14 protein-coding genes are annotated in these 13,375 nt (G+C 73.7%); 10 read left to right on the top strand and 4 right to left on the bottom strand.

All coding sequences use genetic code 11. The features are described 5' to 3' along the window. Positions 1 to 122 precede the first annotated feature (122 nt). From ACFCY7_RS11635 to ACFCY7_RS11610, 6 genes are all read left to right on the top strand, one after another. Positions 123 to 2,900, top strand: a complete 2,778-nt coding sequence (locus tag ACFCY7_RS11635) for a LuxR C-terminal-related transcriptional regulator (RefSeq protein WP_376483551.1) — start codon at positions 123 to 125, stop codon at positions 2,898 to 2,900. 132 nt (positions 2,901 to 3,032) lie between these two features. Continuing rightward, on the top strand, positions 3,033 to 3,230 hold the full coding sequence (locus ACFCY7_RS11630; RefSeq protein ID WP_367819547.1) for a hypothetical protein: 198 nt from the start codon (positions 3,033 to 3,035) through the stop codon (positions 3,228 to 3,230). Between the two features lie 45 nt (positions 3,231 to 3,275). After that, a complete protein-coding gene (locus tag ACFCY7_RS11625; RefSeq protein WP_376483550.1) occupies positions 3,276 to 3,743 on the top strand; it encodes an SHOCT domain-containing protein in 468 nt (155 codons plus the stop codon). Positions 3,744 to 3,770: 27 nt separating this feature from the next. Beyond that, entirely contained in the window at positions 3,771 to 4,202 is a 432-nt protein-coding gene (locus ACFCY7_RS11620; RefSeq protein ID WP_376483548.1) for a hypothetical protein, read from the top strand. Positions 4,203 to 4,204: 2 nt separating this feature from the next. Continuing rightward, complete coding sequence (locus ACFCY7_RS11615; protein WP_376483546.1) at positions 4,205 to 4,765, top strand: amphi-Trp domain-containing protein; 561 nt, start codon at positions 4,205 to 4,207, stop codon at positions 4,763 to 4,765. Between the two features lie 118 nt (positions 4,766 to 4,883). Further along, complete coding sequence (locus ACFCY7_RS11610; RefSeq protein ID WP_376483545.1) at positions 4,884 to 5,087, top strand: hypothetical protein; 204 nt, start codon at positions 4,884 to 4,886, stop codon at positions 5,085 to 5,087. A gap of 38 nt (positions 5,088 to 5,125) precedes the next feature. On the opposite strand, the gene ACFCY7_RS11605 is transcribed toward ACFCY7_RS11610, so the two are convergent. Both ACFCY7_RS11605 and ACFCY7_RS11600 read right to left on the bottom strand, forming a co-directional pair. Then, complete coding sequence (locus ACFCY7_RS11605) at positions 5,126 to 5,752, bottom strand: response regulator (protein ID WP_376483543.1); 627 nt, start codon at positions 5,750 to 5,752, stop codon at positions 5,126 to 5,128. Beyond that, entirely contained in the window at positions 5,749 to 6,951 is a 1,203-nt protein-coding gene (locus ACFCY7_RS11600; RefSeq protein WP_376483541.1) for a histidine kinase, read from the bottom strand. Before ACFCY7_RS11600 ends, ACFCY7_RS11605 begins: the two co-directional genes overlap by 4 nt. A 112-nt stretch (positions 6,952 to 7,063) precedes the next feature. Between ACFCY7_RS11600 and ACFCY7_RS11595 the strand changes: the two genes are divergently transcribed. Both ACFCY7_RS11595 and ACFCY7_RS11590 read left to right on the top strand, forming a co-directional pair. Continuing rightward, on the top strand, positions 7,064 to 8,143 hold the full coding sequence (locus ACFCY7_RS11595; protein WP_376483539.1) for an ABC transporter permease: 1,080 nt from the start codon (positions 7,064 to 7,066) through the stop codon (positions 8,141 to 8,143). Further along, positions 8,140 to 8,820: an ABC transporter ATP-binding protein gene (locus ACFCY7_RS11590; protein WP_376483537.1), complete on the top strand. Its 681-nt coding sequence runs from the start codon at positions 8,140 to 8,142 to the stop codon at positions 8,818 to 8,820. Before ACFCY7_RS11595 ends, ACFCY7_RS11590 begins: the two co-directional genes overlap by 4 nt. 156 nt (positions 8,821 to 8,976) lie before the next feature. Here the strand turns inward: ACFCY7_RS11590 and ACFCY7_RS11585 are convergent, their stop codons facing one another. Both ACFCY7_RS11585 and ACFCY7_RS11580 read right to left on the bottom strand, forming a co-directional pair. Then, entirely contained in the window at positions 8,977 to 9,576 is a 600-nt protein-coding gene (locus tag ACFCY7_RS11585; RefSeq protein ID WP_376483535.1) for a hypothetical protein, read from the bottom strand. A 7-nt stretch (positions 9,577 to 9,583) separates the two neighbouring features. Continuing rightward, positions 9,584 to 10,393, bottom strand: a complete 810-nt coding sequence (locus tag ACFCY7_RS11580) for an IclR family transcriptional regulator (RefSeq protein WP_026057778.1) — start codon at positions 10,391 to 10,393, stop codon at positions 9,584 to 9,586. Positions 10,394 to 10,733: 340 nt separating this feature from the next. Between ACFCY7_RS11580 and allB the strand changes: the two genes are divergently transcribed. Then, positions 10,734 to 12,068, top strand: coding sequence for an allantoinase AllB (gene allB / locus ACFCY7_RS11575; protein WP_376483532.1), 1,335 nt, complete (start codon positions 10,734 to 10,736; stop codon positions 12,066 to 12,068). Positions 12,069 to 12,071: 3 nt separating this feature from the next. After that, positions 12,072 to 13,190 carry an allantoicase gene (alc, locus tag ACFCY7_RS11570; protein WP_376483530.1) on the top strand — a complete coding sequence of 373 codons (1,119 nt, stop codon included), beginning with the start codon at positions 12,072 to 12,074 and terminating at the stop codon, positions 13,188 to 13,190. Positions 13,191 to 13,375 lie beyond the last annotated feature (185 nt).

The raw sequence follows: 13,375 nt of genomic DNA, 5'->3' as shown, positions 1-13,375 counted from the left end.
GGGACCTTCGGGTACCCCGGAGGGGCCCGCAGAGCCCTGTCCGGTGGCCGAGTGCGGGAGAAGACTTCCATCCTGGAGGGGGCCCGACCCGGTCGGGCCCCGACCAGAAGGTGGTGGTGGGCGTGGCTGCGACGCGAGACGAGGTCCCTCCGGATACCTCGCTCCCCGGCGTCGACCCCCTGGGGGACCCGTTCCTGAGGACACGGTTCACCCTGCCGGGCAGGCCCGTCACCTTCCTGCGGCGCGCACGGCTCGACGAGCACCTCGGGCAGGCCCTGCTGACCCCGCTGACCCTGGTCAACGGCTGCGCCGGGGCGGGCAAGACCCTCCTGGTGGCCGACTGGGCCGAGCGCCTCGACCGGCCGGTCGCCTGGCTCACCCTCGACGCGGCGGTCGAGGGCCCCGGCATGTTCTGGGCCCACCTGCTCCAGTCCCTGAACGCCGCCGGAGTGCCGATACCCGCCGCGATCGGCTTCCCCGCCGACGCGACCCGGGTCCACCACGCGCTGCTGAGCCGGCTCGCCTCGGAACTCGCCGGTCGCGACAGCCCCGTCACCGTGGTGATCGACGAGTACGACCAGATGACCGACCCGGAGGTCGCGCGGCAGCTGGACTTCGTCCTGCAGCACGCGAGGCCGGGCCTGCACCTCGTCCTCGTCACCCGCACCGAGCCGCTCCTCCCGCTCCACCGCTACCGCGTCGCCGGCGAGATGACCGAGATCAGGGACGCCGAGCTGGCCTTCACCCCCGAGGAGGCGGTCACGCTCCTCGGACTCCACGGGCTGCCCCTGGACGTCCCCGGGGCCCGGCCGCTCGTCGAACGCACCCGGGGATGGGCGGCCGGACTCCGGCTGTGCGCCCTGGCCGCGCGGGCCAGCCCGGACCCGGAGCGCTACCTGAAGGAGTTCGAGGCCGGTCGGGGCACGATCGCCGACTTCCTGCTGGCCGAGGTACTGGAACGGCAGACGCCCGAGACCCAGGACCTGCTGCTGCGCATCAGCGTCCTCGACCGCTTCCGCCCCGAGCTGGCGGACGAGCTGACGGAGCGCACCGACGCCGCGGAGATCCTCGCGGAACTGCACCGCGCCAACGCCTTCGTCGAGGACTTCGGGCACGGCTGGTACCGGCTCCACCCGCTGTTCCGGGAGATCCTCCGCGCCCACCTGCGCCGGCGCGCTCCCGGCCTCGAACCGCGGCTGCACCGCCGCGCCGCCCACTGGCTGCGGCGCTCCGGCGCGCTCCCGGAGATGCTCGCCCACGGCGCCGCCGCGCAGGACTGGACGTACGTCGCCCGGGCCCTGGTCGAGGACCTGGCGATCGGGCAGCTCTTCACCGGCCTGGGCACCGAGGTGCCCCCGGAGTGGTTCGCGGGACTGGGGACGGAGACGCGCGACCCGGCCGCGAACCTCGTCCGCGCCGCGCACGAGCTGTCCCGCTCCGACCTCGGCCAGGGCCTGGCCCACCTGCGCCGCGCCGAGGAGCAGCTGGCGGCCGACGACGGCGGATCCCGCGCGGCCCAGCTGAGCCGCGCCCTCCTGGAGGCCCTGGCGGGACGGCTGTCCGGCTCCGCGCACCGGACCGAACGGGCCGCCCGGTCGGCCCGGCGCCTGATGCCGCAGCTGCCGTCCCGACTGCTCGACGGGCATCCGGAACTGGGTGCCCTGCTGCTCACCCACGTGGGCTCGTCCCGACTCTGGGCCGGACGGTTCGACGAGGCCCGGGCCGCCCTCACCGCCGTGACCCGCGGACCCCGTACCGCGGCCACGGTGCTCCCGCGGATGGAGGCCCTGGAGCACCTGGCGCTCGTCGACCACCTCCACGGGTGGCCGAGCGCGGCGGAACGCAAGGTCCACGCGATGACGGCCGAGGCCGAGCGGTACGGCGCCCCCCAGCCGTCGGGTTCCGGCCTCGGACGGCTGGTCCTGGCGGCGGTCGCGCTCGACCGGGACGACGTGGACCGTGCCGAGGCCCTCCTCGCCGAGACGGCGCACGATCAGCCGCCGGCGGACCCGGTGTCGGCCGCGGCCCGGCGCTTCGTGACCGCCGGTGTGCTCCTGGCCCGGGGCCGTACGCGGGCCGCTCTGGCCGTCGCGGCCCAGAGCGTCCCCGCCGCCGATCACTCGCCCTGGGCCCAGGGCCGCGCCGCCCTGGTCGCCTCCGCCGCCCACCTGGCCGAGGGCGACCCGGACGCGGCGGGCGAGGTCCTGCGGCGGGTGGCCGGGGACCAGCCGCTGTGCGCCGTCGGCGCGGCGCGGGCCCTCCTCGCCGCGGGCGACCCCGGCGCCGCCCTCCGGCTGCTCGACGGCCCCGGGGACCACCCCAGGTCCGGTCCGGGCGTGGCCGTACCGGCCCTGCTCGTACGGGCCCAGGCGGCGAAGCTGGAGGGAGACGCCGCCACCGCCCGCGGACTGCTCGCCCAGGCGCTCCAGGAGGGCCGCGGCGAGGAGCTCAGGCGACCCTTTCGGGACGCCGGCCCCTGGATCGTCCCCTTCCTGGCGGAGCCCCCGCTGCGGTCCCTGGCCGCCGGATGGCTCGTACCCGACCCGGTGTCGGCGCCCGGCGAGCGGACCTCGCCCCGCCCGGTGTCGGCGCCCGGCGTGCGGGTCCGGCCCGGCCGTGCGTCGGCGTACGCCGAGCGGACCCGGCCCGGCCCCGCGCCGGCGTACGCCGAGCGGATCCGGGGCGGAACCGGCCCCGGACCGCTGGTGGAGCAGCTCAGCCCGCGGGAGCGCGAGGTCCTGGAGCGGCTCGCGCGGACGATGTCGACGGAGGACATCGCCGCCGACCTGTACGTGTCCGTGAACACGGTGAAGACCCACCTCAAGAGCGCCTACCGGAAGCTGTCGGTGCACCGGCGCAACGACGCCGTGAGGCGCGCCCGCGAGCTGGGGCTGCTGTGACCGCGAGCCCGGGTGTGACCCCGGAGGCCCGAGAGTCACCCGCACAGGGTGAGGCGCATCCGGACCCGACGGCGGACCATGGCGGTACGGGCACGACCGGCCCCGTGGCAGCCACCCTCGGGAGGGCACCTCATGAAGTACGAGATCCGCGTCGACGGGCACATGTCGGAGACGCTGATCGGAGCTTTTCCTGAGCTGGAGCACGTGGTGATCTCCGGCCAGACGGTGCTGTACGGCCCCCTCGTCGACGAGGGCCACCTCTACGGCCTGCTGGCCCGCTTCCAGTCGCTCGGTCTGCACCTGGCGGAACTCCGGCGACTGCCGGAGTGACCAGGGCGGACCTGCGCGGAGAACGGCCCGGAACGGAGCGGAAACATGGACACGCAAACCTATCTCGCCTACGACTACCCGCTGTTGGGCGCCTTCTGGACCATGCTGTGGTTCTTCCTGTGGATCCTGTGGCTGATCCTGCTCTTCCGGATCATCGGCGACATCTTCCGCGACGACACCCTGGGCGGCTGGGGCAAGGCAGGCTGGCTCGCGTTCGTCATCCTGCTGCCGTTCCTCGGCGTGTTCGTCTACCTCATCGCCCGCGGCAAGACCATGGGCCAGCGGGAGATCGCGCGCGCCCAGCAGAAGCAGGCGGCCTTCGACGCCTACGTCCGCGACACCGCCACCGGCGGCAGCGCCCCCAGCAAGGCCGAGGAACTCGGCAGGCTCGCCGAACTCCGCAGCCGGGGCGACATCAGCGAGGAGGAGTTCCGACGGGCGAAGGACCTCGTCCTGAACGACGACCGTCCGTCCACGCCCTCCGACACGGGCGCCGGCACCCCCCGTCAGTGAGACGGGCAGACGAAAGAGGAGACTGACATGACCGCCACGCACCCCACTCACACGTCGTCGGCGAAATACGCGTGGGCCGGGGGCCTTCGGCTCTTCGCCGCCGTCATGCTCTCCCTCGCGGGACTGCTCGGCATCTTCCGCGGGATCATGGCCATCGCCGAGGACGAGGTCTTCGTCACCACGCCCAACTACGTCTTCAAGTTCGACCTCACCAGCTGGGGCTGGATCCACCTCGCGCTGGGCGTGGTCGCCGCGCTCGTCAGCTACGGACTCTTCGGGGCGGCCGCCTGGGCGCGGTACAGCGGCATCGGCATCGCCGCACTCGTCATCATCGCCAACTTCCTGTCCCTGCCGTACTACCCGGTGTGGTCCGTCGTCCTGATCGCGATGTCCGGGTTCATCATCTGGGCCCTGTGCGTCGACCGCGGCGACGACGAGCGCGCCGCCACCGGGAGGTAACCGTGAAGGACCTGAAGTTCGAACAGAAGCGCTCCCTCTCCCGGGTCGAGGCCGCGGAGCTCCTGGAAGCCCTCGCCGGCGCGTTCAGGGAGGGCGGGGAAGCCGAGCTCCCGCTGGGCCCCGGTGTGCTGGGCCTCCGGGTCCCCGAGGAATTCCGCAGCGAGGTGGAGTTCGAGGTCGGCGACGGCGAGATCGAGCTGGAGATCGAACTGAAGTGGCCGACGGGCGGTGACAAGAAGAGCGAGGCCAAGGCGAAGCCCAAGGCAGAGCCGAAGGCGAAGCCCAAGGCCACGACGAAGGTCACGGCGAAGGCCGGGCCCAAGGCCACGACGAAGGTCACGGCGAAGGCCGGGCCCAAGGCCACGACGAAGGTCACGGCGAAGGCCGGGCCCGAGTCCAAGTCCAAGGTCACGACGAAGGCCGAGCCCAAGCCGAAGCCCAAGGTCACGACCAAGACCGAGTCCAAGGCCAAGCCCAGGACCGCGCCACCCGCACCCGCTCCCCGGGGACGGAAGTCCGCGTCACCCGCCAAGTCCGGGCGCGTCGCCGCGAAGCGCACGTGAGCCGGGGCCGCTCGGGGGACGGTGTGCTCCTGTTTCACCCGCTTGGCATGGCTGCCGTGCCGCAGTCGCCGGGCGCGAGTTGGGTGGGAACCCGGACACCCGGAGAACGGAACCTGCCATGTACGAGATGCACATCGCCCCCGACTGCTCCAGCGGGCTGCTGGTCTGGCACGTGATCGCGAAGGAGGCCGTCAGCAGCCTGTGCGGCCAGCCCGTCGACCGAGGCGCGGACGGAACGCGCACCGACCGGCATTGCCTGCCCTGCATGCGGTCGTTCCAGGACCTGATGGGCGACCGCGGCACCCCGTCGACCGCGCGCTGACCGCCGCGTCGATCGGACGCCGCTCACGGCCCGACCGCCTACCGCCTGATGAGCCGGCGGGCCGTCGCCGTCGCCACGGCGGCGGTGCGCGAGTCCACGCCCAGCTTCGCGAAGATGTGGACGAGGTGCGACTTCACGGTCGCCTGGCTGAGGAACAGGGCCTTGCTGATCTGCTGGTTGGACAGGCCCTCGCCCACCAGCTGGAGGACCTCGAGCTCGCGCTTGGTCAGCGCCTCCGCCGGTGTCCGCATGCGGTCCATCAACCGGTGCGCCACGGCGGGCGCGAGGGCCGACTGACCGGCCGCCGCCGTCCGGACCGCCGCCGCGAGCTCCTCCGGCGGCGCGTCCTTCAGGAGGTAGCCGGAGGCGCCCGCCTCCACGGCCGCGAGGATGTCCGCGTCCGTGTCGTACGTGGTCAGGACCAGCACCTTCGGCCCGTCCGGCGCCGCCGTGATCGCCGCCGTCGCCTCCGAGCCGTGCATGCCCGAGCCGAACTGCAGGTCCATCAGGACCACGTCCACCCCTCCGGCGGCGGCGAGTTCCACGGCGCGTTCGGCCGTGGCCGCCTCCGCGACCACGGCGAAGTCCGGCTCGGTGTCGAGGACCGCGCGCAGGCCCGCCCGTACCACCGGGTGGTCGTCGGCGAGCAGAAGTCGGATGGTCATGCGGACGCTCCAGCGGGGAGGGGGAGGGACACGGCGACCGCCGTGCCCTGGCCGGGTGACGACTCGACGGTGAACGTGCCGCCCAGCGACTCCGCACGCGAGCGCATCGCCGGGAGCCCGAAGCCGCCGTCGGACGACGGGCGGACGGAGGAGGGGTCGAAGCCGCGGCCGTCGTCGACCACGTCCAGAGTCACCGACGCGTCCATGAACGACAGGGTGATCTCCGCCCGCGAGGCCGCGGAGTGCCGCACCGTGTTCGCGAGCGCCGACTGCGCGATCCGCAGCAGCGCCACCTCGTACGGGGTGGGGAGCTCGGCCGGCGTCCCGCTCATCGAGAAGCGGACCCGTGGCCCGGCCCCCGGAGCCACCGCGGTGACCGGCTCGCACAGGCGCTCCAGGGCCGCCGCGAGGGAGCCGTGCTCCAGGTCCGGCGGCGAGAGGGCCCGGACGAAGCGCCGCGCCTCCGCCAGGTTGTCCTGCGCCGCCTCGCGCGCCCGGCCGATGTGCCCGGCGGCGGGGGAGTCCGGCGGCAGGGCCCGCTCGGCCGCCCGCAGCAGCAGCTGGATCGACGACAGGCCCTGCGCGAGCGTGTCGTGGATCTCCCGCGCCAGGCGCTCCCGCTCGGCGAGCGTGCCCGCGTGCCGCTCCGCCGCCGCCAGCTCCGCCCGCGTCTCGATCAGCTCCTCGATGAGCCTGCGCCGGCGCTCGCTCTCCCGGTACAGGGCCTGGTAGCCGAGGACCGTCGCCACCGCGACCGCCGCGCCGAGCAGCGGCCCGATGAAGACGCCCGGGTTGAGCGCGGCGCCGTGTCCCACGTACGAGAGGATCGCCGCGACCGCCGTCAGCGCCACGGCCGGCAGCGACCAGCGCGCGGGCAGCAGGTGCAGCTGGAGGAAGTAGAGCGGGAAGGCAAGCCAGAGCGCTTCCGGGGTGAGGAAGAGCAGCACCAGCCAGGACGCGCCCAGGGCTCCCAGCCACACGGCGGCGGCCCGCTGGGAGTCCCGCACGGAGGGCAGGTAGGAGCCGGCCGCGTAGACGGCGCCCGTGACGACCGCCATCGCCGTCCCGGAGGCCGAGTGCGCCCGTACGGCCGCCAGGACGAGGAGGCCCGCCATCAGGAGGTGCAGGCACAGGCGCAGCGCGCGCAGGGCGGGGGTGAGGGGGCGCCGGGCGGGGTGGAGGGAGGAACGGGGATCCATGATCCCTCCAGGGTAGACAGCGGGAGACAATCCGGACTCAACCGAAAGTTTGACTCCGGAGCCATCCGTGGCGCGATGCCCGAGGGGCGCTCCGCCGACCACTCTGGTCAGCATGTTCGTGGCATGGAGAGACCTGAGATTCGCCAAGGGGCGGTTCGCGCTCATGGGGACCGTGATCGTGCTGATCACCCTGCTCGTGGGGTTGCTGTCCGGGCTGACCGCCGGACTCGCGCGGGAGAACGTCTCCGCGATCACCGGTCTGCCCGCCGACCGGCTGGCCTTCGCGGCGCCGCCGTCCGGGCAGTCCGTCTCCTTCACCAATTCGACGGTGACGGAGGAGCAGTGGCGGCGGTGGGCCGGGCAGCCCGGGGTGACGGGGGCCGACCCGATCGGCATCCGCACCCTCAACGCGGCCGCCGGGGACCGCACCGCCGCCGTGTCCGCCTTCGGCACGGAGCCGGACGCGGGGATCGCGCCCGTGTCCGTCGGCGCGGGGAAGGCGGTCCTCTCGGAGTCGGCCGCGGAGGAACTGGGCGTCGCCGCGGGCGACGCCGTCCGCCTCGGCCCCCTGGAGGTCACCGTCACGGCGGTCTCCGGCGACGCGTCGTACAGCCACACCCCGGTGGTGTGGACCTCGTTCGACGACTGGCAGAAGCTCGGCCACAGCGGCACCACCCCGCAGGAGCAGGCCACCGTCATCGCGCTGAGCGGCGGCGACGGCGCGGACTGGGCGGCCGGCGACGAGGCCGCCGGGACCGAGGCGAGGACGCTCGACGGCGCCCTCACCGCCATAGGGTCCTACCAGGCCGAGAACGGCTCGCTCCAGCTCATGCGCGGCTTCCTGTTCGCCATCTCCGCGCTCGTCATAGGAGCCTTCTTCACCGTCTGGACCATCCAGCGCAGCGGTGACGTCGCCGTCCTCAAGGCGCTCGGGGCCTCCACCCCGTACCTCCTCAAGGACGCCCTCGGGCAGGCCGTCCTCATGCTCACCGCCGGAACCCTGCTCGGCACCGCGCTCGCGGTCGGCATCGGCGCGCTGGTCAGCGGCGGGAACGTGCCCTTCGTCCTGGAGCCGCTCACGGTCCTCGGGCCGGCCGCCGTGATCGTCGTCCTCGGTGTGCTCGGCGCCGCCCTGTCCATCCGGCGGATCACCGCCGTCGATCCCCTCACCGCCCTCGGGAGCGCCCGATGAGTCTCGTCCTCGACGCCGTCACCCTCACCTACCCCGACGGCGACGGTCGGCTCACCGCCCTCGACGCCGTCTCCCTCGACGTGCCCGCCGGCACGCTCACCGCCGTCGTCGGGCCGTCCGGTTCCGGCAAGTCCAGCCTCCTCGCGGTGGCCGCCACCCTGGTGACCCCGGACGAGGGGCGGGTCGTCGTCGCCGGGAAGGACACGGGGTCGCTCACCCCGGCCGCCAAGGCGGAGCTGCGGCGCGAGCACATCGGGATCGTCTTCCAGCAGCCCAACCTGCTGCCCTCGCTCAGCGCGGCCGAGCAGCTCCAGGTCATGGCCCACCTCTCCGGGCGTCCGCCCAAGGCGGTACGGGGCCGGGCCCTCGACCTCCTCGACGCGGTGGGCCTCGCGGACCAGGCCCACCGGCGGCCGCACCAGCTGTCCGGCGGCCAGCGGCAGCGCGTCAACATCGCGCGGGCCCTGATGAACGAGCCGTCCGTCCTCCTCGTCGACGAGCCGACCAGCGCCCTCGACCACGAGCGGGGGGCCGCGGTCATGGACCTGCTCGCCACCCTCACGGCCGAGCGGGGGACGGCGACGGTCCTGGTCACCCACGACCGCACCCACCTGGCCCGCACGGACCACTCGGTGACGGTGCAGGACGGGCGGCTGACGGACTCGGTAGCGGTCTGAGACGCCGGACCAGACCGGACCAGACCGGACCAGATCAGACGGGACGAGACCGGACCAGGCCGGACCAGGCCGGACCAGGCCGGACCGACAGGGGCGGCCGGGGCATCGGCGTCGGTCACCGGCCCGGGGCGCCGCGTCGGGCGGCGCCCCGCGGCATCAGCCGAACCAGACGACCAGCCGGACGTTCTCGGCCCCGTGGACGGCGGCCCGTTCCCGCATCGCCGCCCAGACGGGGGCCCAGTCGCCGTCCGGCGGGACGAACATGCGGGGCGTGAAGGTGACGGGGCGGTAGACGGATCCGTCCCAGTGGACCTCGCCGCCCGCCGGCCACTCGTGGGGCATGAGGTCCTCGCCGAAGAGGTCCTCGGCGGCGTCGAGGACCTCGATGGGCGTCCAGGGGGTGGCGTGCAGGGCGAGTGCGCCGTCCGGGCCGGGCCGCCATTCGCCGATGTGGTTGCCGTCGGGGCCGTCGCAGAGCGGCGCGTCCCAGTCGACCGCGGCGATCTCGGCCCAGGTGGCGTACGAGTGGCTGTGGTGGAGTTCGTCGTACGTGGCGGGGACCGGCTCCGAGACGTCCTCGGGGATGCCCCGCTGGTCGAACAGGGGCCGGTCCACCTGGAGGACCCCGCCGTAGCCGAAGAGGCACTCGCGGGCGTGCCGGTCGCGGCACAGCGCGCTGTCCGGCAGGCCGAGGGAGAACTCCCACCGGCCGCCGGGGGAGCGCACCTCGATCACCCCGTCGATGTCCGCCCCCACGACGGCGTCAGCCCTGGCCGTTGCCCGAGGTGTTCGCCAGCGCGGCCGACAGTTCGCGGGCCACTTCCTGGAGGATCGGGACGATCTTCTCGGTGGCCGCCTCGGTGACGCGGCCGGCGGGGCCCGAGATGGAGATGGCCGCGGCGGTGGGGGAGTCCGGTACGGACACCGCGAGGCAGCGGACTCCTATCTCCTGCTCGTTGTCGTCGACGGCGTAGCCGGTCTCGCGGACCGCGACGAGCGCGTCGAGGAAGCCGTCCGGCGTGGTGATCGTCTTCTCGGTGGCGGCCGGCATGCCGGTACGGGCGAGCAGCGCGCGCACCTCGTCCGCCGGGGTGTGCGCGAGGAGCGCCTTGCCGACGCCGGTCGAGTGCGGCAGGACCCGGCGGCCGACCTCGGTGAACATGCGCATGGAGTGCTTGGACGGCACCTGGGCCACGTACACGATCTCGTCGCCGTCGAGCAGGGCCATGTTCGCCGTCTCGCCGGTCTCCTCGACGAGCCGCGCGAGGTAGGGGCGGGCCCAGGTGCCGAGGAGGCGGGCGGAGGACTCGCCGAGCCGGATGAGGCGGGGGCCGAGCGCGTACCGCCGGTTGGGCTGCTGGCGTACGTAGCCGCAGGCGACGAGGGTGCGCATCAGGCGGTGGATGGTGGGCAGCGGGAGTCCGCTGCTGGCGGAGAGCTCGCTGAGCCCGACCTCGCCCCCGGCGTCGGCCATCCGCTCCAGGAGGTCGAAGGCACGCTCAAGGGACTGGACGCCACCGCTCGCGGCGGAGGGCTTGGCGGCGTCGGTGGTGCTGGCGCTGGACGTCGGCACGTCAACGGTCCTTTCGAGGCAGGCGGGCAAGGCAGCAGCCTACCGGGCCACCGGCCGGGGCACATGGTTCCGGGCCCGGTGTACGAGCCGGTCAGGGGGTGTTTGTCCGGTGTCGGCGAGGGCCCAGCGGGGTCCGGGTCCGCCCCACATGTGCGGAGCTACCTTCTACTGTACGGAATTTCCATTCCACTTTGTGGAAACATCCAAGACGGGTTCGCCGAGGGCCGATGCTGGAAGTGTGCCCTTGACGACATGTCGTCCGGAAGTGAAGACTCCTTCAACAGTTCGTTGAATTTCTTGCCGAAGTGCTTGAACCGAAGTGCTTGAAGAAGGGGTACGGGTGGACGTCAACCTGGTCCTGCGCTCGACACGCGTCATCACCCCCGAGGGGACGCGCCCGGCGTCGATCGCCGTCTCCGGAGGGACGATCGCGGCCGTGCTGCCGTACGACGCCGAGGTACCCGCCGGGGCCCGGCTCGAGGACGTCGGCGACGACGTCGTCCTGCCCGGCCTCGTCGACACCCACGTGCACGTGAACGACCCCGGCCGCACCGAGTGGGAGGGCTTCTGGACCGCCACCCGCGCGGCCGCCGCCGGCGGCATCACCACGCTGCTCGACATGCCGCTGAACTCGCTGCCCCCCACCACCACCGTGGACAACCTGCGCGTCAAGCAGGACGTCGCCCGCCGCAAGGCGCACATCGACGTCGGCTTCTGGGGCGGCGCCCTGCCCGACAACGTCAAGGACCTGCGGCCCCTCCACGACGCCGGCGTCTTCGGCTTCAAGTGCTTCCTGTCGCCCTCCGGCGTCGACGAGTTCCCCTCGCTCGACCAGGAGCAGCTGGCGACCTCGCTCGCCGAGATCTCCGGCTTCGACGGCCTGATGATCGTGCACGCCGAGGACCCGCACCACCTCGCCGCCGCGCCCCAGCGCTCCGGCGGCGCGTACGCCGACTTCCTCGCCTCCCGCCCCCGGGACGCCGAGAACACGGCCATCGAGAACCTGGTCAACCAGGCCCGCAGGCTGAACGCCCGCGTCCACGTCCTGCACCTGTCCTCCTCCGACGCGCTGCCGCTCATCGCCGCCGCCAAGGCCGAGGGCGTCAAGATCACCGTCGAGTCCTGCCCGCACTTCCTCACGCTCACCGCCGAGGAGATCCCGGACGGCGCCACCGAGTTCAAGTGCTGTCCGCCCATCCGCGAGGCCTCGAACCAGGACGCCCTGTGGCAGGGCCTCGCCGACGGCACGATCGACTGCATCGTCTCCGACCACTCCCCGTCCACCGCGGACCTCAAGACCCCCGACTTCGCCTCCGCCTGGGGCGGCATCTCCTCCCTCCAGCTGGGCCTGCCCGCCATCTGGACCGAGGCCCGCCGCCGCGGCTTCGACCTGACGGACGTCGCCCGCTGGATGTCCGAGGCCCCCGCCCGGCTCGCCGGACTCACCCGCAAGGGCGCCATCGAGGCCGGCCGCGACGCCGACTTCGCCGTCCTCGCCCCCGACGCCACCTTCACCGTCGACCCGGCCGAGCTCCAGCACCGCAACCGCATCACCGCCTACGCGGGCAGGACCCTCACCGGCGTCGTGACCTCCACCTGGCTGCGCGGCGAGCGGATCGCCGACCACGGCACCCTGGCCGAGCCCTCCGGCCGCCTCCTCGAAAGGAACAACTGACCCGTGAGCACCGGCATACCCTCCTTCACCGGCGACGCCAGCCCCTTCGGCGGCGGCGACCCGTACGCCGACTACCGCACGGCCGACTTCCCCTTCACTCAGTACGCGGACCTCGCCGACCGGCGTCTGGGCGCGGGCGTCGTCGCCGCCAACGACGAGTTCTTCGCCGAGCGCGAGAACCTGCTCAAGCCCGAGCCCGCCGAGTTCGACCCCGAGCACTTCGGCCACAAGGGCAAGATCATGGACGGCTGGGAGACCCGCCGCCGCCGCGGGATCTCGGCCCAGCAGCCGCACCCCACCGAGGACGACCACGACTGGGCCCTCGTACGGCTCGGTGCACCCGGCGTCGTCCGCGGCATCGTCGTCGACACCGCCCACTTCCGCGGCAACTACCCGCAGGCCGTCTCCGTCGAGGCCGCCTCCGTCGCCGGCTCGCCCTCGCCCGAGGAGCTCCTCGCCGACGACGTGAAGTGGACGACGCTCGTCCCGCGGACCGCCGTCGGCGGCCACGCCGCCAACGGCTTCGCCGTCGACGTCGAGCAGCGCTTCACCCACCTGCGCGTCAACCAGCACCCCGACGGCGGCATCGCCCGCCTCCGCGTCCACGGCGAGGTCGCCCCCGACCCGGCGTGGCTCGGCGTGCTCGGCACCTTCGACCTCGCGGCCCTGGAGAACGGCGGCCAGGTCGAGGACGCCTCCGACCGCTTCTACTCCCCGGCCACCAACACCATCCAGCCGGGCCGCTCCCGCAAGATGGACGACGGCTGGGAGACCCGCCGCCGCCGCGACAAGGGCAACGACTGGATCCGCTACGGCCTGGCCGCCGAGTCCGAGATCCGCGCCGTCGAGATCGACACCGCGTACCTCAAGGGCAACAGCGCCGGCTGGGCCGCGCTCTCCGTCGCGGCCGAGGGCTCCGACGACTGGACCGAGATCCTGCCCCGGACCCGTCTCCAGCCCGACACGAACCACCGCTTCGTCCTCGACACCCCCGCGGTCGGATCCCGCGTCCGGATCGACATCTACCCGGACGGAGGCATCTCCCGCCTCCGCCTCTTCGGCTCCCTCACGGAGGCCGGCACGGCGCGCCTGACCGCCCGCCACCAGGAGCTCGGCGGCTGACCCCACCGGCCTCCCCGAGCCGGGCGCGCCCCACGCGCCCCGGCTCCCCGAGCCCGGCGCGCCCTCGCGCGACCCGGCTCTCCCGAACTGGGCGGGAACGACACCCCGCCCGGCCCGGGGGGGGGGCCCCCCCCCCCCCCCCCCCGGGGCCCCCCCCCCCCCCCGCCCCGGGGCGGGGGGACGCC

Source organism: Streptomyces sp. NPDC056361 (assembly GCF_042262805.1).
GTDB lineage: Bacteria > Actinomycetota > Actinomycetes > Streptomycetales > Streptomycetaceae > Streptomyces.
The sequence above is the reverse complement of the archived record's forward strand: the minus strand, read 5'-3'. Positions and strand labels throughout refer to the sequence as shown.

What these genes read in the sequence shown, in the direction of transcription:
- ACFCY7_RS11630 (WP_367819547.1), top strand. Translation starts at nt 3,033, where the DNA reads ATGAAGTACGAGATCCGCGTCGACGGGCACATGTCGGAGACGCTGATC.
- ACFCY7_RS11625 (WP_376483550.1), top strand. Translation starts at nt 3,276, where the DNA reads ATGGACACGCAAACCTATCTCGCCTACGACTACCCGCTGTTGGGCGCC.
- ACFCY7_RS11620 (WP_376483548.1), top strand. Translation starts at nt 3,771, where the DNA reads ATGACCGCCACGCACCCCACTCACACGTCGTCGGCGAAATACGCGTGG.
- ACFCY7_RS11610 (WP_376483545.1), top strand. Translation starts at nt 4,884, where the DNA reads ATGTACGAGATGCACATCGCCCCCGACTGCTCCAGCGGGCTGCTGGTC.
- ACFCY7_RS11605 (WP_376483543.1), bottom strand. Translation starts at nt 5,752, where the DNA reads ATGACCATCCGACTTCTGCTCGCCGACGACCACCCGGTGGTACGGGCG.
- ACFCY7_RS11600 (WP_376483541.1), bottom strand. Translation starts at nt 6,951, where the DNA reads ATGGATCCCCGTTCCTCCCTCCACCCCGCCCGGCGCCCCCTCACCCCC.
- ACFCY7_RS11595 (WP_376483539.1), top strand. Translation starts at nt 7,064, where the DNA reads ATGTTCGTGGCATGGAGAGACCTGAGATTCGCCAAGGGGCGGTTCGCG.
- ACFCY7_RS11590 (WP_376483537.1), top strand. Translation starts at nt 8,140, where the DNA reads ATGAGTCTCGTCCTCGACGCCGTCACCCTCACCTACCCCGACGGCGAC.